This window comes from Kosakonia sp. S57 (assembly GCF_016516575.1).
Classification (GTDB): domain Bacteria; phylum Pseudomonadota; class Gammaproteobacteria; order Enterobacterales; family Enterobacteriaceae; genus Kosakonia; species Kosakonia cowanii.
Genome location: NZ_JACVUL010000013.1, coordinates 46,553 through 65,815 on the forward strand (window position 1 = coordinate 46,553; position 19,263 = coordinate 65,815).

A 19,263-nucleotide genomic window follows, 5' to 3' on the forward strand; every position below is an offset into this window, starting at 1 on the left:
GACGTTTTGAATGCAGCACGCATCCCTCTTATCGCAACAGTGGCAAACGGTGCTTTCCCGCTTGCCGGAGGCGCTGACCGCCCGGCCGCTTAGCGCGCAGGCGCAGTCAGTGCTCACGTTCAGTGATTTCGTCCAGCAGAGCCTGGCCGCTTATCCCGAGTGGCTGGCAGAGCTTGAGAGCGCGCCGCCCACCGCAGAGGAGTGGCAGCACTATGCGACGTGGCTGGATGCGCTGCTGCAAAACGTCACCGATGAAGCGTCGCTAATGCGCGCGCTGCGGCAGTTTCGCCGCCGTATCATGGTGCGTATCGCCTGGGCGCAGGCGCTGCGACTCATCAGCGATGAAGCGGTGCTGCAGCAGTTAAGCGTTTTGGCGGAAACCGTGATCGTTGCCGCGCGGGAGTGGCTCTACAGCGCCTGCTGCCGCGAATGGGGAACGCCGTGCAACGCGCAGGGCGTTCCACAGCCGATGCTGGTGCTCGGCATGGGCAAGCTCGGCGGCGGCGAACTCAACTTCTCTTCCGATATCGATCTTATCTTCGCCTGGCCGGAAAATGGCGTGACGCAAGGCGGCAGACGCGAACTCGATAACGCCCAGTTTTTCACCCGCCTTGGGCAGCGGCTAATCAAAGTGCTGGATCAGCCGACGCAGGATGGGTTTGTCTACCGCGTCGATATGCGCCTGCGGCCGTTCGGTGAGAGCGGCCCGCTGGTGCTGAGCTTTGCCGCGCTGGAGGATTATTACCAGGAGCAGGGGCGCGACTGGGAGCGCTACGCGATGGTAAAAGCGCGCATTATGGGCGATGACGAGGGCGAGCATGCCAGCGAACTGCGCGCCATGCTGCGCCCGTTTGTCTTCCGCCGCTATATCGACTTCAGCGTCATCCAGTCCCTGCGCTATATGAAAGGGATGATTGCCCGCGAGGTGCGCCGCCGGGGTTTGAAGGACAACATAAAACTCGGCGCAGGCGGCATTCGCGAAATCGAATTTATCGTGCAGGTGTTCCAGTTGATTCGCGGCGGGCGTGAACCGGCGCTGCAATCCCGCTCGCTGCTGCCGACCTTAGCGGCTATCGATCGGTTGCATCTGCTGCCGGAGGGCGATGCGGAGAAACTGCGCGCTGCCTATCTCTGGCTGCGGCGGCTGGAAAACCTGCTGCAAAGCATTAATGACGAGCAGACGCAGACGCTGCCGGGCGATGAGCTAAACCGCGCGCGCCTTTCCTGGGGCATGGGCGTCGAGAGCTGGGATGCGCTGAGCAGCCAGCTTGAGGCGCATATGGCCGCCGTGCGGCGCATCTTTAACGAGCTGATTGGCGATGATGAAGCGGAGTCCGCCGACGAGGCGCTCTCTGAACAGTGGCGCGAACTGTGGCAGGACGCGTTGCAGGAGGAGGACAGTACGCCGGGGCTTGCGCATTTAAGCGATGAGGATCGCCGCCGCGTGGTGGCGCTGATTGCCGATTTCCGCCACGAGCTTGATAAGCGCCCCATCGGCCAGCGCGGCCGCCAGGTGCTCGATCACCTGATGCCGCACCTGCTGAGCGATGTCTGCTCGCGCGCGGATGCGCCGGTGCCGTTATCGCGCCTGACGCCGCTGCTTACCGGTATCGTGACCCGCACCACCTATCTTGAGTTACTGAGTGAATTTCCCGGCGCGCTGAAACATCTTATTTCGCTCTGTGCCGCTTCACCGATGGTAGCGAGCCAGCTGGCACGCTACCCGATTCTGCTCGACGAACTGCTCGATCCCGCCACGCTCTACCAACCGACGGCGATGAACGCCTATCGCGATGAGCTGCGCCAGTATCTGCTACGTGTGCCGGAAGAGGATGAAGAGCAGCAACTGGAAGCGCTGCGCCAGTTCAAACAGGCACAGATGCTACGCGTTGCGGCGGCGGATATCGCCGGTACGCTACCGGTAATGAAAGTGAGCGATCACTTAACCTGGCTGGCAGAGGCAATTATCGATGCCGTGGTTCAGCAGGCCTGGGGACAGATGGTGAAGCGTTACGGCCAGCCTGCGCATCTGCACGATCGTGAAGGGCGCGGCTTTGCCGTGGTCGGCTACGGTAAGCTGGGCGGCTGGGAGCTGGGTTACAGCTCCGATCTCGACCTGGTCTTTTTACACGACTGTCCAATGGATGTGATGACTGACGGCGATCGCGAAATCGATGGCCGCCAGTTCTATCTGCGGCTGGCGCAGCGCATTATGCACCTCTTCAGCACACGCACCTCTTCCGGCATCCTCTATGAAGTGGATGCGCGCCTCCGTCCTTCCGGGGCGGCAGGGATGTTAGTCACCACCGCCGAGGCCTTCGCCGATTACCAGAAAAACGAAGCCTGGACCTGGGAACATCAGGCGCTGGCCCGTGCGCGCGTGGTCTACGGCGACCCGCAATTGACGGTGCAGTTCGACGCTATTCGCCGCGATATCCTGCTGACGCCGCGCGATGGCGCGACGCTGCAAACCGAAGTGCGCGAGATGCGCGAGAAGATGCGCGCCCATCTTGGCAATAAGCAGAAAGATCGCTTTGACCTGAAAACCGATGAGGGCGGCATTACCGACATCGAGTTTATCGCGCAATATCTGGTGCTGCGTTACGCCCACGACAAGCCGAAGCTGACGCGCTGGTCAGACAATGTGCGCATTCTGGAGGGGCTGGCGCAGAACGGCATTATGGAGGAGCAGGAGGCGCTGGCGCTGACCCATGCTTACACCACGCTGCGCGATGAGCTGCACCACCTGGCGCTGCAGGAGCTGCCGGGAAATGTGCCGTTCTCCTGCTTTGTTGCCGAACGAGAGCTGATCAAAACCAGCTGGGTGAAGTGGCTGGTGGAACCGTGCGCCCCGGCGTAAGTGTGATATCATCGCGCGCAAATTTTGTATCTCTCAGGAGACAGGAATGAAAGTTACGCTGCCAGAGTTTAAACAAGCCGGTGTGATGGTGGTGGGCGATGTGATGCTGGATCGTTACTGGTACGGTCCAACCAGCCGCATCTCCCCGGAAGCGCCGGTGCCGGTGGTCAAAGTCGACACCATTGAAGAGCGTCCGGGCGGCGCGGCGAACGTGGCGATGAACATTGCCTCGCTGGGTGCCTCCGCGCGCCTGGTCGGCCTGACCGGCATTGATGATGCGGCGCGCGCGCTGAGCAAAGCGCTGGCGGATGTTAACGTCAATTGCGATTTCGTTTCTGTTCCGACTCACCCAACCATCACCAAACTGCGTGTGCTGTCACGCAACCAGCAGTTGATCCGCCTCGATTTTGAAGAGGGGTTTGATGGCGTCGATCCGCAGCCAATGCATGAGCGCATCAACCAGGCGCTGGGCTCGATTGGCGCGCTGGTGCTCTCCGATTACGCCAAAGGCGCGCTCAACAGCGTTCAGCAGATGATTGCGCTGGCGCGTAAAGCCGGTGTACCGGTGCTTATCGATCCGAAAGGGACCGATTTTGAGCGCTATCGCGGCGCAACGTTGCTGACGCCGAATCTCTCCGAGTTCGAAGCGGTGGCGGGCAAATGTAAGAGTGAAGAGGAGATCGTGGAGCGCGGCATGAAAGTGATCGCCGATTACGATCTCTCGGCGCTGCTGGTGACCCGCTCCGAGCAGGGGATGACGCTGCTGCAACCGGGCAAAGCGCCGCTGCATATGCCGACCCAGGCGCAGGAAGTGTATGACGTGACGGGCGCAGGCGACACGGTGATTGGCGTGCTGGCGGCAACGCTTGCGGCGGGTAACTCACTGGAAGAGGCCTGCTTCTTTGCCAACGCTGCCGCCGGTGTGGTGGTTGGTAAACTCGGCACCTCAACCGTTTCGCCGATCGAGCTGGAGAATGCCGTGCGCGGTCGTGCGGAAACCGGCTTTGGCGTGATGAGCGAAGAGGAGCTGAAAGTGGCCGTTGCCGCCGCGCGTAAACGCGGTGAAAAAGTGGTGATGACCAACGGCGTCTTCGACATCCTCCACGCCGGGCATGTCTCTTACCTGGCGAACGCGCGCAAGCTCGGCGACCGCCTGATTGTCGCCGTCAACAGCGATGCTTCCACCAAACGCCTGAAAGGCGAGACGCGTCCGGTCAACCCGCTTGAGCAGCGCATGATTGTGCTGAGCGCGCTGGAAGCCGTGGACTGGGTGGTGTCGTTTGAAGAGGATACGCCGCAGCGTCTGATTGCCGGCGTTCTGCCGGATAAGCTGGTGAAAGGCGGGGATTATAAACCGGATCAAATTGCTGGCAGCGAAGAGGTGTGGGCGAACGGCGGTGAAGTGCTGGTGCTCAACTTCGAAGATGGCTGCTCGACGACGAATATCATCAAAAAGATCCAGAAAAACAGCCAGTAAACGGCGGTTAACTCTGTAAAGCAGAACGGGCCTTGCGGCCCGTTTTTTATTACGGCGTATCGTCCACGGGCGGGATCGCCGGTGCCGGTTTTATCTCCGTCACCTCAGAGGCGACAACAGGCGCAGCAGCCGGTTGCGCGCTGGCAGCGGTGGAACCGCGGTTTTCCAGATCGTTCAGACGCTGCTCCAGCAGCGCCAGCTTTTCGCGGGTGCGCAGCAGAACCTGCGTCTGCACATCGAACTCTTCCCGGCTGACCAAATCAAGGCGGGTTAACTGCCCCTGCAAGGCCTGGCGAATCTTCTTCTCAACGTCTTCGCCAAGCTCACGGATCCCTTTCGGCATGGATTCGTGAACCTGTCGTGCAATCTGTTCAATTTTCTTCGGATCAATCATTTTCGGTTCCCTGCTCGGATGGGCTCAGCTAATTATTGTAGTGTGATAACCGCAGGTGATAAACCAGAATTGTTTGAAGCTTATGCATTGCCCGCCGTTATCATTGGCGTTATAGTTATCGCGCTTATTCTCAGGGCGGGGCGAAATTCCCCACCGGCGGTAAATCAGCGTACGCTGAAAGCCCGCGAGCGCTTCAGACTTCGGTTTGAAGGTCAGCAGATCCGGTGTAATTCCGGGGCCGACGGTTAAAGTCCGGATGGGAGAGAGTAACGATTCTGCCGGGCAAAGGTGCCCGCTCGCGTTATTTTTGGTCGTTTAATGACACTCCTAAGACTGCCCTGATTCTGGTAACCATAATCTTATTGAGGTCTTTTACCATGAATCAGACGCTACTTTCCTCTTTTGGCACCGCTTTCGATCGCGTTGAACTGGCGCTTGCCGCCCTGCGCGAAGGGCGTGGTGTGATGGTTCTCGATGATGAGAGCCGTGAGAACGAAGGCGACATGATTTTCGCCGCCGAAACCATGACCGTTGAGCAGATGGCGCTCACTATCCGTCACGGTAGCGGCATTGTTTGTCTCTGCCTGACCGACGAGCGTCGTAAACAGCTCGACCTGCCGATGATGGTGGAGAACAACACCAGCGCCTTCGGCACCGGTTTTACCGTTACCATCGAAGCGGCACACGGCGTTACCACCGGCGTTTCCGCCGCTGACCGCCTGACAACCGTGCGTGCTGCGATTGCTGACGACGCCAAACCGTCCGACCTGCACCGTCCTGGCCACGTCTTCCCGCTGCGCGCGCAGAAGGGCGGCGTACTGACCCGCGGTGGCCACACCGAAGCGACCATCGACTTAGTATCGCTGGCGGGCTTTAAACCGGCCGGCGTGCTGTGCGAATTAACCAATGATGATGGCTCAATGGCGCGCGCGCCGGAGTGCATCGCCTTTGCGAAGCAGCACAATATGGCCGTCGTAACGATTGAAGATCTGGTGGCTTATCGTCAGGATCTGGAGCGCAAAGCCAGCTAACGGCGAGTGCTCAGCAGAGAAAATCCGATGCCAGCGGCGTCGGATTTTTTTTTGCCTGCGCCAGGTCAAAGTTTGGTGTGCTTACAGGACTTCCGCATTGCTATTAACCCCCTCTACTTATAAAGTGGTAGTCGCTGCGGCACGGACACGCCGCAGCTAACCTATTATTTTTTCGAAGGTTTATTTGCGGAGGCGCCGTGTTTATTTCCTGGTATTGGTTACTGCTCGTGGTAGTGCTGGTGGTTGGTTATGTTCACGCACTAAGACGCCGTTATAAGGCCTGCCGCCACGAGCGCGATGCCGTTTACGAGGGCTATCAGCGCGCGCAGGCGGAGCTGAAAAGATTTCAGCGCGCAGGCCAGACCAAATAGCGCAGCCGTTAACCGCCGAAGCCCATCGCCTGCAGGGCGACCAGGCTTAAGCCCATCACCGACATGCCGCACAGCACGCCGTAGCTTGGGTTGTTGTTGGGATCGATCTCCTTTGCCAGCGGCATTAACTCATCCACCGACAGCGCGACCATAATCCCCGCGACCGCCGCCATAATCGCCGCCATCACCACCGGCGAGACCAGGCTGCCGAGAATTAACCACGCCAGCACGCCGCCCAGAATCTCCGCTAAACCGGAAATACCGGCCCACATTACCGCGCTGCGTTTCGAGCCGGTCGCCGCGTAAACCGGGCCTGCGACCGCCAGTCCTTCAGGAATATTGTGTAAAGCCACGGCAAAAGCGATGCCGAAGCCCAGCTCCAGATCGTTGCTGGCGGTGACATAAGTGGCGATCCCCTCCGGGAAGTTGTGCAGGCTAATACCGAGGGTTAGCAGAATAGCGGTACGGCGGATGCCGCGCGGCAACGCTTCCTGCGAGCCCTGCATTAAATCCTGGGCATGGGCATGGGGCAGCAGGCGGTCCAGCGCGAAGTAGCCGAGCAAACCCACGACAAACATGCCGTAACCGAGCATCGGCGGCATACTTTCGGTTGCCAGCGCGGCGGGGAGCATCTCCATTAACGAGATAAGCAGCATGATCCCGGCGGCAAAGCCGAGCGAAAACGCCAGTACGCGGTTGGAAGGTTTCTGGCCGATAACGCCCAGAATGGCGCCAATAAACGTGGCGGCGCCCGCCAGGATGGTCAGAATCAACGGGACTGACATACATCGCTCCTTTATGATAATCATTCTCATTAATGTAAGTTTTCGCCCGCAGAAAAGCGAGGCAGCCACGGCACTTTTACCTATTCCTTACATTCAAAATTACTGACGATCTTCATCATGCTTATCTGAGTTCATCGCCCTGAGAAAAAGCGTAACCTGCTTTCATCATATTGGCATCTTCTGTAAGGATATCCTCATGTCTGCACCTCGTATGCCCGCGCTGTTTCTGGGGCACGGCAACCCAATGAATGCGCTGCAGGATAACGTTTATACCCGCGCCTGGGGGAAACTGGGCGATACCTTGCCGCGTCCGAAAGCGATTGTGGCGATCTCCGCGCACTGGTTTACGCGCGGCACTGGCGTAACGGCGATGGAGACACCGCGAACGATCCATGATTTCGGCGGTTTTCCGCAGGCGCTGCACGACGTGCATTACCCCGCGCCCGGTTCGCCCGCGCTGGCACAGCGGCTGGTGGATCTGCTCTCACCGCTGCCGGTGACGCTCGATCATGAAGCCTGGGGCTTCGATCATGGCTCCTGGGGCGTGCTGATCAAGATGTACCCCAATGCGGATATTCCCATGGTGCAGCTCAGTATCGACAGCACCAAACCGGCGGCGTGGCACATGGAGATGGGGCGTAAACTCGCCGCGCTGCGCGATGAGGGGGTGATGATTGTCGCCAGCGGTAACGTGGTGCACAACCTGCGCACGGCGCGCTGGCACGGTGACACCACGCCTTTTCCATGGGCCGTCGCTTTCAACGATTTTGTGAAGCAGAACCTGACGTGGCAGGGGCCGGTCGAGCAGCATCCGCTGGTCAACTACCTCGACCATGATAGCGGTTCGCTCGCCAATCCAACGCCGGAACACTTCCTGCCTCTGCTCTATGTGCTTGGCGCATGGGATGGCAACGAGCCGCTGTCGATTCCCGTTGAGGGGATGGAGATGGCTTCCATCAGCATGCTGTCGGTGCAGGTGGGGTAAAAACGATGGCGCGCAATGCGCCATTTTTTTGCGCCAGGATCGCGGAAACCGGAGAAAGATCGCAAAAAAACGCCGCTGAACCGGGGTTTTTATGAAAATAAAAAGATCTGTTCTGCAAAAATGAAACGCTGTGCTGAATTTGGTGTTTTTTTGTGAACCCCATCGTCGCGCAAATTCTCACCAGTAACTACTCTTCTGATTGTCCTGCTCTCATACCCATAACCACTCTCGACTCCCAGCCACGTGCTTTCTGCTCGCGGCAGTTTTGACTGTGCCAAAAATTAAACCTCTGGAGATCCGGCAATATGAATTCTGCACAACGTTTTCTGACTCTTTCGATCGGTTCCGCTCTGCTCTTTATGTCGCATACCGCGCTCGCACAAACGTTTCGCGCCGCCGATGTTCATCCGGCGGATTACCCCAATGTCGTGGCGGTAAAACATATGGGTGAGAAATTAAGTAAAGCTACCGATGGTCGGCTGGAAATTAAAACCTTTCCCGGCGGCGTATTAGGCGATGAGAAACAGGTGATTGAGCAGGCGCAAATCGGCGCGATCGATATCATTCGCGTCTCAATGACGCCAGTGGCGGCGATATTGCCGGAGATTAACGTTTTCACGCTGCCCTACATCTTTCGCGATGAAGATCATATGCACAAAGTTCTCGACGGCATGATTGGCCAGGAGATTGGCAACCGGCTCTCTGCGAGCAGCAAATCGCGGCTGATTTTCCTCGGCTGGATGGATGCCGGCACGCGCAACCTGATTACCAAAGCGCCAGTTACTAAAGCGGAAGATTTGAAGGGGATGAAAATCCGTGTTCAGGGCAGCCCGATTGCCCTTGATACCCTGAAAGCGATGGGGGCGAACTCAGTGGCGATGGGGGTGAGTGAAGTCTTCAGCGGCATGCAAACCGGAGTGATTGACGGCACGGAGAACAACCCGCCGACCTTTGTGGCGCACAACTATTTACCGGTAGTGAAGAACTATACCTGGAGCAAACACTTCATTATTCCTGAGCTGTTTCTCTTCTCAAAAGCCAAGTGGGACAAGCTGAAAAAAGAGGATCAGGAGCTGATCCTGAAGCTGGCGAAAGAGGCGCAGGCGGAGCAGCGCGAGCTGTGGAAAGCCTATAACGAGAAGTCGCTGCAGGCGATGAAAGCGGGTGGCGTGCAGTTCCACGACATCGACACCAAAGCTTTCTACGATGCCACGCAGTCGGTACGCGATAAGTACGGCAATGCGCACCAGGATTTGATTAAGCGTATTCAGGACGTGCAGTAAGCTGGCCGGGCAGGTTTGCCTGCCCGTTTGCGACTTCTACCGGGAAAACCGTTATGGCAGAACGCTATTCGTTGTTAATGGATATTCTCTATCGCCTCTCGATGTGGGTGGCCGGTCTGGCGCTGTTGGTGATGGTGGCGATTATCCCCGTGGGGATTTTCGCCCGCTATGTGTTGAACAGCGCGCTCTCCTGGCCGGAGCCGGTGGCGATCATCTGCATGGTGACCTTTACCTTTATCGGCGCTGCCGTGAGCTACCGTGCCGGATCGCATATCGCTGTCACCATGATGACCGACCGCTTAAGCGAACCGCTGCGTAAGGTCTGTTTCCTGCTGGCGGATCTGATGCTGATGGCTATCAGCCTCTTTATCCTCTGGTACAGCGCGACGCTGTGCGCCGAATTGTGGGAGCAGCCGGTGGCAGAGTTCCCGCTCTTTACCGCCGGAGAGAGCTATTTACCGCTGCCGATAGGCTCTGCGATCACCCTTCTGTTTATTGTCGAGAAGATGCTTTTTGGCGCGCAGTACCACCGTCCGGTGGTGATGCTCGGCTCGTCGAGCTGACTCCGGTAAGGAACCTTTATGGATGCATTTATTCTGGTCTTTACGCTCGCCATTATGCTGGCGATTGGCGTGCCGGTCGCCTATGCGGTCGGCATTAGCGCGGTACTCGGCGCATGGTATATCGATATTCCGCTGGAAGCGGTGATGATCCAGCTGACCAATGGCGTGAATAAATTCTCACTGCTGGCGATCCCCTTCTTTATCTTAGCCGGGGCGATTATGGCGGAGGGCGGCATTGCCCGTAGGCTGGTCAACTTTGCTTATATCTTTGTCGGCTTTATTCGCGGCGGCCTGTCGCTGGTTAATATCGTCGCTTCGACCTTTTTCGGTGCCATTTCGGGATCGTCGGTGGCAGATACCGCCTCGATCGGCTCGGTGATGATCCCGGAGATGGATAAAAAGGGTTACCCGCGCGATTTCGCTGCCGCTGTTACCGCCAGCGGATCGGTGCAGGCGATCCTCACGCCACCCAGCCACAACTCGGTGATCTACTCGCTGGCAACGGGCGGTACTGTCTCCATCGCGGCGCTGTTTATCGCCGGGATTTTGCCGGGCCTGCTGCTCAGTTTTACCCTGATGGTGATGTGCGTGGTCTTTGCCCACAAGCGCGGCTATCCGAAAGGGGAGCGGGTGCCGTTTCGCCAGGCGTTGAAGATCTTTGCCGATACGCTGTGGGGGCTGATGACGGTGGTGATCATCATGGGCGGCATTCTCTCCGGCATCTTCACCGCCACCGAATCAGCGGCGATCGCCTGTCTGTGGGCCTTCTTCGTCACCATGTTTATCTATCGTGACTACAAATGGTCCGAGTTGCCGAAGCTGATGTACCGCACGGTGAAAACCGTCACTATCGTGATGATCCTGATTGGCTTCGCCTCGGCCTTCGGTGCGGTAATGACCTATATGCAGTTGCCGGGCCGCATCACTGAGGCGTTTACCCAGCTCTCGGATAACAAGTATGTGATTCTGATGTGCATTAACATCATGCTGCTGCTGCTCGGCACGCTGATGGATATGGCGCCGCTGATCCTGATCCTGACGCCGGTATTGCTGCCGGTGACCAATGCGCTGGGCATCGATCCGGTGCACTTCGGTATGATCATGCTGGTCAACCTGGGGATTGGGTTGATTACGCCGCCGGTGGGATCGGTGCTGTTTGTCGCCAGCGCGGTGAGTAAACAGAAGATCGAGCAGGTGGTAAAGGCGATGCTGCCTTTCTACGCCATCCTGTTCGTGGTGTTGTTGCTGGTGACCTATATTCCGGCCATCTCACTCTTCCTGCCGAAGCTGTTTGGCGTGATGTGAGCTGGGCCTGTGAGAATAAAAAACCCGGCGCTGTTGGCCGGGTTTTTACTTATTCGACAAAGATATGCGGGTAGAAGCGGGAGAGATCCTGGGTGATCAGCGCCCGATCTTCGCGGATGCCGATACCGGCAGGCTGATCGTTAATAAGCCAGCTGCCAATCAGCGTATAGCTGTCGCCAAACTTCGGCAGCGGGTAGAACTCCTGCACGATCATCCCCTCTTCGCCGTACGGGCCCTCCACCGACTCGACGGTTTTGCCGTTCTCAACGATCGAGACGTTGGCACCTTCGCGGGAGAAGATCGGTTTCACCACATACTTCTCCATCGGCGGATGATCTTCATCGGCAAACCAGGCTGGCAGCAGATTAGGGTGATCCGGGAACATCTGCCACAGCATCGGCAGCAGCGCTTTGTTGGAGATGATGCTCTTCCAGGCCGGCTCCAGCCAGCGCACGCCGGCATCTTCCAGCTTGGTAGAGAACATTTCACGCAGCATGTATTCCCACGGATAGAGTTTGAAGAGGTTGCCGATCACCTGATCCTGCAGATCGGAAAACTGCCCCTTTTCACCGAGGCCAATATCTTCGATATAGAGAAACTCAGAGGCCAGCTCCGCTTCGGCCGCGCAATCCTGGAGATACTGTACGGTACCGCGATCTTCTACCGTGTCGCGGCAGCAGGTGAAGTGCAGCAGCTGGAAGCCGTGCTGCTCGCGCAGCTCTGCAAAGCGTGCGATGAGCTTCTCCTGCAGGCTGTTGAACTGATCGCTGCCCTGCGGCAGGTTGCCGGCGTTGAGCTGATCTTCGAGCCAGATCCACTGAAAGAAGGCCGCTTCATACAGCGAGGTCGGCGTGTCGGCATTGTTTTCCAGCAGCTTAGGCTCGCCGACGCCATCCCAGGCAAGATCGAGACGTGAATAGAGCGAAGGCTGATGCGTGGCCCACGACTGGCGCACAAAGCCCCAGGTGTGTTTTGGAATGCGGAATTTGGTCATCAGCTCATCGCTGGCAACCACCTTCTCTACCACCTGCAGGCACATCTGGTGCAGCTCGGCGGTGACATCCTCCAGTTTCTCAACCTGGGCGAGCGTCAGTTTGTAGTAGGCATCTTCACACCAGTAGGGCTCGCCATACATGGTGTGAAAATTAAAGCCGTACTCCGCTGCTTTTTCGCGCCAGTCCGGGCGCTCGCTAATGCTGATTCTTTCCATCGACGTCAGCCACCCATTGAACGGCTGGAGGTGCCGGAGGCGCTGCTGCGCTGCATGGTGTTCTGTTTGGCGACCGATTCACCAAAGCCGCCGCGGGTTACGGTGGTAGTGGTGGCCGGTTTCGGCGCCATCGCGGTTTTAGGCACCGTTGCGGTACGGCCCGGCTGCGCTGCACCGTAACCTTTACCGGAGGCGTCGGTGTATTGACCGTAAGCCGGGCTTGCCGGGTTACGCGAGCTGAAGAGCGGCTGCTGAGCAAAGCCCGCGCCGCCGCCCATTAAGCGGCCCATCATGTAACCGGCCATCAGCGGCATCCAGAAGCTGCCGCTGGACTGGTTCTGCGCCTGGTTTTCTGTGCCCGCCGCGCCTACGCCTGCCTGCGCGGGTGCCTGCTGGCACTGGCCTTCGCCAAACTCCGCCACGCAATCCTCGCGTGAGGCGTATTTCGGCGCGGTACGTTCGGCCTCTTTTAAAGCATTGTTGTACGCTGCTTTACACTCCGCGCTTTTACCCGGATTCGCCGAGGAGCAGTCGTCGGCGTTCTGGTACATGGAAACCGTTTCGTCATTTTGTTCACAGGCTGCCAGCATAAATACGGCGGAGACCGCCAGCGCGACAGGCGTTAAATGACGTGCGCTCCAGCTTTTGCGGAACGTCGCATGATTAATATTTTTTGTCCGTTTCATTGTTATCTTCCTGTGGACCCAAAGGCATGAATAAAACAATCAGGATAGAGGATGGGGGGGCGAAGTTAAAGCGAGGCGGGAAGGCCTTTACGTTGCCTTACGTAAAAACGGGGGCTGTGTGCCCCCGTGATTTATTGCAGGTGTTTAACGGGTCAGGCCGGTGCGTGCGGCGGCAGGTTGTGCACCCGCGCTGAAGTTCTCAACCTTAGCCTGCTGCTCCGGGTTCTCCGGTGCCACGCTCTCTGGCGCAGTAGAGATGGATTTGCCCAGCGCACCGTTAAGCGCAACCAGATCCTGCTCATTCAGCGTACCGAGCGCCTGCTTAATATTAAGCTGGTTAATCAGGTAGTTATAACGAGCACTTGAGAGCTGCTGCTTCGCGTTGTAGAGCGTAGTGGTGGCATCCAGCACGTCAACAATGGTGCGTGTACCGACCGAGTAGCCTGCTTCCATCGCATCAAGGGAGCTCTGCGCAGAGACCACCGCCTGTTTGTAGGCGTTGATGCTGCTGATCGAGGCGTTGACGTTATTAAAGGAGGAGCGAACGTTCTGCACTACGCTGCGGTGCGCGCTCTCCAGCTGCTCGCTGGCACCCACGAAGTTAAATTGTGCCTGTTTGACCTGAGAGTTTACCTGACCACCCTGATAGAGCGGTAGGGAGAAGCTCAGGCCGACTTTGTTCTGACCGACGTCGGAGTCGCTGAACTGCGAGTTATTACGCGTTCTGGAACCGCTGTAGGAGGAGTTCGACACGCCGGAAGAGGCAGTCAAATTCAGGGTCGGCAAGTGACCATCCTGCGCCTGGCGAATCTGCTCGCGCGCCAGATCCTGGCTCAAACGCGCCTGCAACAGCGTCAGGTTGCGGTTTTCCGCTTCTTTCAGCAGGTTGTTCACCGGCTGCGGTTTGTCGGTCTTAAAGCTCTGGACGTTCAGCGAGGCCAGTTCCGGATAGTAATTGCCGGTCACCTGGCGCAGCGTCTCTACGGCGTTATCCAGTGCGTTACGCGCCGAAACTTCGTTCGCCAGCACGGTGTCATACTGTGAGCGGGCGTTCTGCACATCGGTAATGGCGACCAGGCCAACGTTAAAGCGCTGGGTGGTTTGATCTAACTGGCGATAGATAGACTGCTTCTGCGCTTCGGTGTAGGAGAGCGTATCGATGGCGCTCAGCACGTTGAAATAGGCGGTAGCGGTGTTCAGCATCAGCGTCTGCTGGTCGGTCTGCCAGGTGACATCCTGAATCCCGGCACTTTTTTCCTGTAAAGTCAGCGCGCGCCATTTCGACATATCAAAAATGGTCTGCGTTAATTGCAGTGAACCGCTGGTCACGTTGGAATCGACGCCCTGGCTATCGCGGAAGCCGTTGGTATAGGTGTAGTCTGCCCCCAAACCAAGCTGAGGCAGTAACGGGCTACGCGCTTCATTAATCTTTTCGAAGGCGGCATCGCGGTCGGCGGCGGATTTACGCAGATCCGGGTTGCTTAAACGCGCCTGCTGATAAACCTGTAACAGGTTTTCTGCCTGGCTCATCGCACTGAAACCGGTCAGGCTCAGGCCGATAAAGAGGGGGAGCAATTTCTTCATTTGCATTCCTTGTTGTGAAGCAGTACTAGCGCTGATCTAAATTGGAAAAATAATCGCAGATTCTACCAGAAGTACGCACCGCGAAAGCTTGGCGTAACGTGCCATCGGCATAAATTTGCATCAATCTAACACATAGCGCTTGAAACACGCGTAAAACAGGCTTGAAAATCCACCGATTTATCATCACTTCATATGAGATGCCGCCAATGAATAAGCCAGACTCATCCATCGTCACTTTCACAAAAAATGATGTAGAAATTATTGCACGGGAAACACTCTACACCGGTTTTTTTTCGCTCGTTCGCTATCGTTTTCGCCATCGTCTTTTTAATGGCGGGATGAGCGGCGAAGTTCAGCGTGAAATTTTTGAACGCGGTCACGCCGCAGTCTTGCTACCCTATGACCCTGTGCGCGACGAAGTCGTGCTGATCGAACAGATTCGCATTGCAGCATTTGATACCAGCGACACGCCGTGGCTGCTGGAGATGGTTGCCGGCATGATCGAAGTGGGCGAGTCGGACGAAGAGGTCGCACGGCGTGAAGCGGATGAAGAGGCCGGTTTAGCGGTCGGACGCGTGAAAAGGATGCTGAGCTACCTGGCAAGCCCGGGCGGTACCAGCGAGCGCACTGCCGTACTGGTTGGTGAAGTGGATGCCACACAGGCCTCAGGTATTCATGGCCTTGTGGATGAAAACGAAGATATTCGTGTTCATGTGGTGAGCCGGGAACAGGCTTACCAGTGGGTAGAAGAGGGGACAATTGACAACGCAGCGTCTGTCATCGCCTTGCAATGGCTGCAGCTGCATTATGAGAGCTTACAAAACGAGTGGAAAAAATGAAGCGTTACACACCTGACTTCCCAGAAATGATGCGCCTGTGCGAAACCAATTTCGCCCAGCTGCGCCGCCTGCTACCGCGAAATGATGAGGCGGGCGAAGCGGTAAGTTATCAGGTGACCAATGCGCAGTACCGATTAACGATTGTTGAATCCACCCGCTACACTACGCTTGTGGAGATTGAACAGACCGCGCCTGCCGTCAGCTACTGGAGCCTGCCCTCAATGACAGTGCGCCTGTATCACGATGCGATGGTGGCCGAAGTGTGTTCGAGCCAGCAGATCTTTCGATTTAAAGCGCGTTATGATTACCCCAATAAAAAGTTGCATCAACGCGACGAAAAGCATCAAATTAATCAGTTTCTGGCCGACTGGCTGCGTTACTGTTTAGCACATGGAGCAATGGCGATTCCGGTTTGTTAGCGTCGTGAAACCTAAGGACACCATTTGGAAAGCCTGTTAAACCTCTCTCTGGGGAGTGAGTCCAGAGTCAGGGTATTACAAATAACCGATTCTCACCTGTTCGCCAAAAAGCATGAAACGCTGTTAGGAGTAAACACCTGGGAGAGCTATCAGGCGGTACTGAATGCGATCCGGGCTCAGCAGCGTTCGTGCGATCTGATCGTCGCCACCGGCGATTTGGCGCAGGATCATACCGCTGCGGCTTATCAGCACTTTGCTGAAGGTATCGCAAGCTTCGACGCACCCTGCGTCTGGCTGCCGGGCAATCACGATTTTCAACCTGCCATGTACAGCGCGCTGCAGGATGCGGGGATCTCCTCCGCGAAACGTGTCTTTGTCGGTGAGCAGTGGCAAATCCTGCTGCTCGACAGCCAGGTGTTTGGCGTTCCGCACGGTGAGCTAAGCGAATTTCAGCTCGACTGGCTGGAGAAAAAACTCGCCGACAGCCCGCAGCGCCATACGTTACTGCTTCTGCATCACCACCCGCTGCCGTCCGGCTGCAGCTGGCTCGATCAGCACAGCCTGCGCAACGCCGCGGAGTTGGATAACGTGCTGCAACGTTTTCCTCAGGTGCGCACGCTGCTCTGCGGGCATATCCACCAGGAACTCGATCTCGACTGGAATGGTCGCCGCCTGCTGGCGACGCCATCGACCTGCGTGCAGTTTAAGCCGCACTGCGCCAGCTTCACGCTGGATACTATCGCGCCAGGCTGGCGCTGGCTGGATCTCTACCCCGACGGAACGCTGCACACCGAAGTGTGCCGTCTGGCGGGGAGCGAATTCAGGCCCGATACCGCCTCAGAAGGCTACTGATGTCAACGCTTCTTTATCTCCATGGTTTCAACAGTTCGCCCAGCTCCGGCAAAGCGACGCAGCTGGCGCAATGGGTCGCACAGCATCATCCGCATATTGAAATGGTGGTGCCGCAGCTGCCGCCCTATCCGGCCGAAGCCGCAGAGATGCTGGAGTCGCTGGTGCTTGCACGGGGTGGAAAAACGCTCGGTATTGTCGGCTCTTCGCTCGGCGGTTATCTGGCGACCTGGCTCTCGCAATGCTTTATGCTGCCGGCGGTGGTAGTCAATCCGGCGGTACGGCCGTTTGAATTGCTGGCGGATTATCTCGGCCCTAACGAGAACCCCTACACAGGGCAGCAATATGTGCTAGAGTCTCGCCATATTTACGAGCTCAAAGTGATGCAAGTTGACCCGCTTGAGGCGCCGGATCTGATCTGGCTGCTGCAACAAACCGGGGACGAAGTGCTCGATTACCGCCAGGCGGTGGCCTATTACGATGCCTGCCGCCAGACAGTTGAAGAGGGCGGAAATCACGCCTTCACGGGCTTTGAGAAACATTTCACACAGATTATCGATTTCCTTGGGCTTGAATAAGCCGCCGGAAACGATGCGATCACTATCTACGAATACACCATGACGCAATCCTATAACGCTGATGCCATAGAGGTACTCACCGGGCTTGAGCCGGTTCGCCGCCGTCCGGGGATGTATACCGATACCACGCGCCCTAACCATCTGGGCCAGGAAGTTATTGATAACAGCGTGGATGAGGCGCTGGCGGGCCACGCGAAGCGCGTGGAGGTCATTCTTCACGCCGATCAGTCGCTGGAAGTTATCGACGACGGGCGCGGCATGCCGGTGGATATCCACCCGGAAGAGGGCGTTCCTGCCGTCGAACTGATCCTCTGCCGCCTGCACGCGGGCGGTAAATTCTCCAACAAAAACTACCAGTTCTCGGGCGGCCTGCACGGCGTCGGTATTTCGGTAGTTAACGCCCTGTCACGCCGCGTCGAAGTGACCGTCAAACGCGACGGCCAGGTCTACAGCATCGCTTTTGAGAATGGCGACAAGGTGCAGGATCTGAAAGTGATCGGCACCTGCGGTAAGCGCAATACCGGCACCAGCGTGCACTTCTGGCCCGATGAATCCTTCTTCGACAGCCCGCGCTTCTCCGTCTCCCGCCTGATGCATCTGCTGAAAGCGAAAGCGGTGCTCTGCCCGGGCGTTGAGATTGTCTTTAAAGACAATGTGAATAACGCCGAGCAGCGCTGGTGCTATCAGGATGGTCTGAACGACTACCTGAGCGAAGCGGTAAATGGCCTGCCGACGCTGCCGGAAAAACCGTTTATCGGCAACTTCTCTGCCGAAACGGAAGCGGTGGACTGGGCGCTGCTCTGGCTGCCGGAAGGCGGCGAGCTGCTGACCGAAAGCTACGTTAACCTGATCCCGACTATGCAGGGCGGTACCCACGTTAACGGCCTGCGTCAGGGCCTGCTCGATGCGATGCGTGAATTCTGCGAATACCGCAATATCCTGCCGCGCGGCGTGAAGCTCTCGGCGGAAGATATCTGGGATCGCTGCGCTTACGTGTTGTCGGTCAAAATGCAGGATCCGCAGTTTGCCGGGCAGACCAAAGAGCGTCTCTCCTCACGTCAGTGCGCGGCGTTCGTCTCCGGCGTGGTGAAGGATGCCTTCAGCCTGTGGCTGAACCAGAATATTCAGACCGCGGAAATGCTGGCGGAGATGGCGATCTCCAGCGCTCAGCGCCGCATGCGCGCTGCCAAAAAAGTGGTGCGTAAAAAGCTCACCAGCGGCCCGGCGCTGCCCGGCAAGCTGGCGGATTGCACCGCGCAGGATCTCTCGCGTACCGAACTCTTCCTGGTGGAAGGGGACTCCGCGGGCGGATCGGCGAAGCAGGCGCGCGATCGCGAGTTTCAGGCGATCATGCCGCTGAAGGGCAAGATCCTTAACACCTGGGAGGTCTCCTCCGATGAAGTGCTGGCCTCGCAGGAGGTGCATGATATTTCGGTGGCGATCGGTATCGATCCGGACAGCGAAGATCTCAGCCAGCTGCGCTACGGCAAGATCTGTATTCTGGCGGATGCGGACTCCGACGGGCTGCACATCGCCACGCTGCTCTGCGCGCTGTTTGTGAAACATTTCCGTACGCTTGTGAAAAACGGTCACGTCTACGTTGCGCTGCCGCCGCTCTACCGTATCGATCTCGGCAAAGAGGTCTATTACGCGTTAACGGAAGAGGAAAAAACCGGCGTGCTGGAGCAGCTGAAACGCAAAAAGGGCAAACCGAACGTACAGCGCTTTAAAGGGCTGGGCGAGATGAACCCGATGCAGCTGCGTGAAACCACGCTCGATCCGAATACGCGCCGCCTGGTGCAGCTCATCATCAGCGATGAAGATGACAAGCAGACCGACGCCATGATGGATATGTTGCTGGCCAAGAAGCGCTCGGAAGATCGACGCAACTGGCTGCAAGAGAAGGGCGATACGGCGGAGATCGAAGCCTAAACCCGTCACGCCCGGTGGCGCTCCGCTTACCGGGCCTTGCCAACGCTTTCAGGTTGTATGTATGCCGAAATATGCCCAACCTGGCTCGGCAATCAGCTATAACTCTTCGGGT

At 57.5% G+C, this 19,263-nt stretch carries 18 protein-coding genes and 1 riboswitch; of the genes, 13 read left to right on the forward strand and 5 right to left on the reverse strand.

What is annotated here, in order from left to right; all coding sequences use genetic code 11:
- Nucleotides 1–10 precede the first annotated feature (10 nt).
- Both glnE and hldE read left to right on the forward strand, forming a co-directional pair.
- Nucleotides 11–2,860 carry a bifunctional [glutamate--ammonia ligase]-adenylyl-L-tyrosine phosphorylase/[glutamate--ammonia-ligase] adenylyltransferase gene (gene glnE / locus IAE48_RS14010; protein WP_200134760.1) on the forward strand — a complete coding sequence of 950 codons (2,850 nt, stop codon included), beginning with the start codon at nt 11–13 and terminating at the stop codon, nt 2,858–2,860.
- Between the two features lie 46 nt (nt 2,861–2,906).
- Nucleotides 2,907–4,337, forward strand: coding sequence for a bifunctional D-glycero-beta-D-manno-heptose-7-phosphate kinase/D-glycero-beta-D-manno-heptose 1-phosphate adenylyltransferase HldE (gene hldE, locus IAE48_RS14015; RefSeq protein ID WP_023480735.1), 1,431 nt, complete (start codon nt 2,907–2,909; stop codon nt 4,335–4,337).
- A 49-nt stretch (nt 4,338–4,386) separates the two neighbouring features.
- Here the strand turns inward: hldE and IAE48_RS14020 are convergent, their stop codons facing one another.
- A complete protein-coding gene (locus IAE48_RS14020) occupies nt 4,387–4,731 on the reverse strand; it encodes an accessory factor UbiK family protein (RefSeq protein ID WP_094422146.1) in 345 nt (114 codons plus the stop codon).
- Between the two features lie 122 nt (nt 4,732–4,853).
- A riboswitch (FMN riboswitch) is annotated at nt 4,854–5,003 on the forward strand.
- A gap of 105 nt (nt 5,004–5,108) precedes the next feature.
- On the opposite strand from IAE48_RS14020, the gene ribB reads away from it, so the two are divergent.
- Entirely contained in the window at nt 5,109–5,762 is a 654-nt protein-coding gene (ribB, locus tag IAE48_RS14025; RefSeq protein WP_094422144.1) for a 3,4-dihydroxy-2-butanone-4-phosphate synthase, read from the forward strand.
- Nucleotides 5,763–5,959: 197 nt separating this feature from the next.
- Entirely contained in the window at nt 5,960–6,133 is a 174-nt protein-coding gene (locus IAE48_RS14030; RefSeq protein ID WP_042717974.1) for a hypothetical protein, read from the forward strand.
- 8 nt (nt 6,134–6,141) lie between these two features.
- Here the strand turns inward: IAE48_RS14030 and zupT are convergent, their stop codons facing one another.
- Nucleotides 6,142–6,918, reverse strand: a complete 777-nt coding sequence (zupT, locus tag IAE48_RS14035) for a zinc transporter ZupT (protein WP_023481018.1) — start codon at nt 6,916–6,918, stop codon at nt 6,142–6,144.
- A 196-nt stretch (nt 6,919–7,114) separates the two neighbouring features.
- On the opposite strand from zupT, the gene ygiD reads away from it, so the two are divergent.
- From ygiD to IAE48_RS14055, 4 genes are all read left to right on the forward strand, one after another.
- Complete coding sequence (gene ygiD, locus IAE48_RS14040; protein ID WP_200134761.1) at nt 7,115–7,903, forward strand: 4,5-DOPA dioxygenase extradiol; 789 nt, start codon at nt 7,115–7,117, stop codon at nt 7,901–7,903.
- 305 nt (nt 7,904–8,208) lie between these two features.
- Nucleotides 8,209–9,186, forward strand: a complete 978-nt coding sequence (locus IAE48_RS14045) for a TRAP transporter substrate-binding protein (RefSeq protein WP_139965643.1) — start codon at nt 8,209–8,211, stop codon at nt 9,184–9,186.
- Between the two features lie 53 nt (nt 9,187–9,239).
- A complete protein-coding gene (locus IAE48_RS14050) occupies nt 9,240–9,749 on the forward strand; it encodes a TRAP transporter small permease (RefSeq protein WP_094422138.1) in 510 nt (169 codons plus the stop codon).
- An 18-nt stretch (nt 9,750–9,767) separates the two neighbouring features.
- Complete coding sequence (locus IAE48_RS14055; protein WP_023481023.1) at nt 9,768–11,054, forward strand: TRAP transporter large permease; 1,287 nt, start codon at nt 9,768–9,770, stop codon at nt 11,052–11,054.
- 49 nt (nt 11,055–11,103) lie between these two features.
- On the opposite strand, the gene IAE48_RS14060 is transcribed toward IAE48_RS14055, so the two are convergent.
- The 3 genes from IAE48_RS14060 to tolC form a co-directional block, all read right to left on the reverse strand.
- Entirely contained in the window at nt 11,104–12,264 is a 1,161-nt protein-coding gene (locus IAE48_RS14060) for a glutathionylspermidine synthase family protein (protein WP_200134762.1), read from the reverse strand.
- A 5-nt stretch (nt 12,265–12,269) separates the two neighbouring features.
- The gene (locus IAE48_RS14065; RefSeq protein ID WP_054803016.1) at nt 12,270–12,950 is read right to left on the reverse strand and encodes a DUF1190 family protein; all 681 of its coding nucleotides are present in this window, start codon (nt 12,948–12,950) and stop codon (nt 12,270–12,272) included.
- A 144-nt stretch (nt 12,951–13,094) separates the two neighbouring features.
- Entirely contained in the window at nt 13,095–14,534 is a 1,440-nt protein-coding gene (gene tolC / locus IAE48_RS14070) for an outer membrane channel protein TolC (RefSeq protein WP_200134763.1), read from the reverse strand.
- A 206-nt stretch (nt 14,535–14,740) separates the two neighbouring features.
- Between tolC and nudF the strand changes: the two genes are divergently transcribed.
- Genes nudF through parE form a run of 5 tightly spaced genes read left to right on the forward strand, consistent with a single transcriptional unit; the run spans nt 14,741 to nt 19,151 of the window.
- Nucleotides 14,741–15,373 carry an ADP-ribose diphosphatase gene (gene nudF, locus IAE48_RS14075; RefSeq protein WP_023480789.1) on the forward strand — a complete coding sequence of 211 codons (633 nt, stop codon included), beginning with the start codon at nt 14,741–14,743 and terminating at the stop codon, nt 15,371–15,373.
- Complete coding sequence (locus tag IAE48_RS14080) at nt 15,370–15,792, forward strand: DUF1249 family protein (RefSeq protein ID WP_023480711.1); 423 nt, start codon at nt 15,370–15,372, stop codon at nt 15,790–15,792. The genes nudF and IAE48_RS14080 overlap by 4 nt, the downstream gene beginning before the upstream one ends.
- Nucleotides 15,793–15,816: 24 nt before the next feature.
- The gene (gene cpdA / locus IAE48_RS14085) at nt 15,817–16,644 is read left to right on the forward strand and encodes a 3',5'-cyclic-AMP phosphodiesterase (protein WP_076769222.1); all 828 of its coding nucleotides are present in this window, start codon (nt 15,817–15,819) and stop codon (nt 16,642–16,644) included.
- Complete coding sequence (gene yqiA, locus IAE48_RS14090) at nt 16,644–17,219, forward strand: esterase YqiA (protein WP_023480978.1); 576 nt, start codon at nt 16,644–16,646, stop codon at nt 17,217–17,219. The genes cpdA and yqiA overlap by 1 nt, the downstream gene beginning before the upstream one ends.
- Nucleotides 17,220–17,258: 39 nt before the next feature.
- On the forward strand, nt 17,259–19,151 hold the full coding sequence (gene parE, locus IAE48_RS14095; protein ID WP_042717986.1) for a DNA topoisomerase IV subunit B: 1,893 nt from the start codon (nt 17,259–17,261) through the stop codon (nt 19,149–19,151).
- Nucleotides 19,152–19,263: the final 112 nt, after the last annotated feature.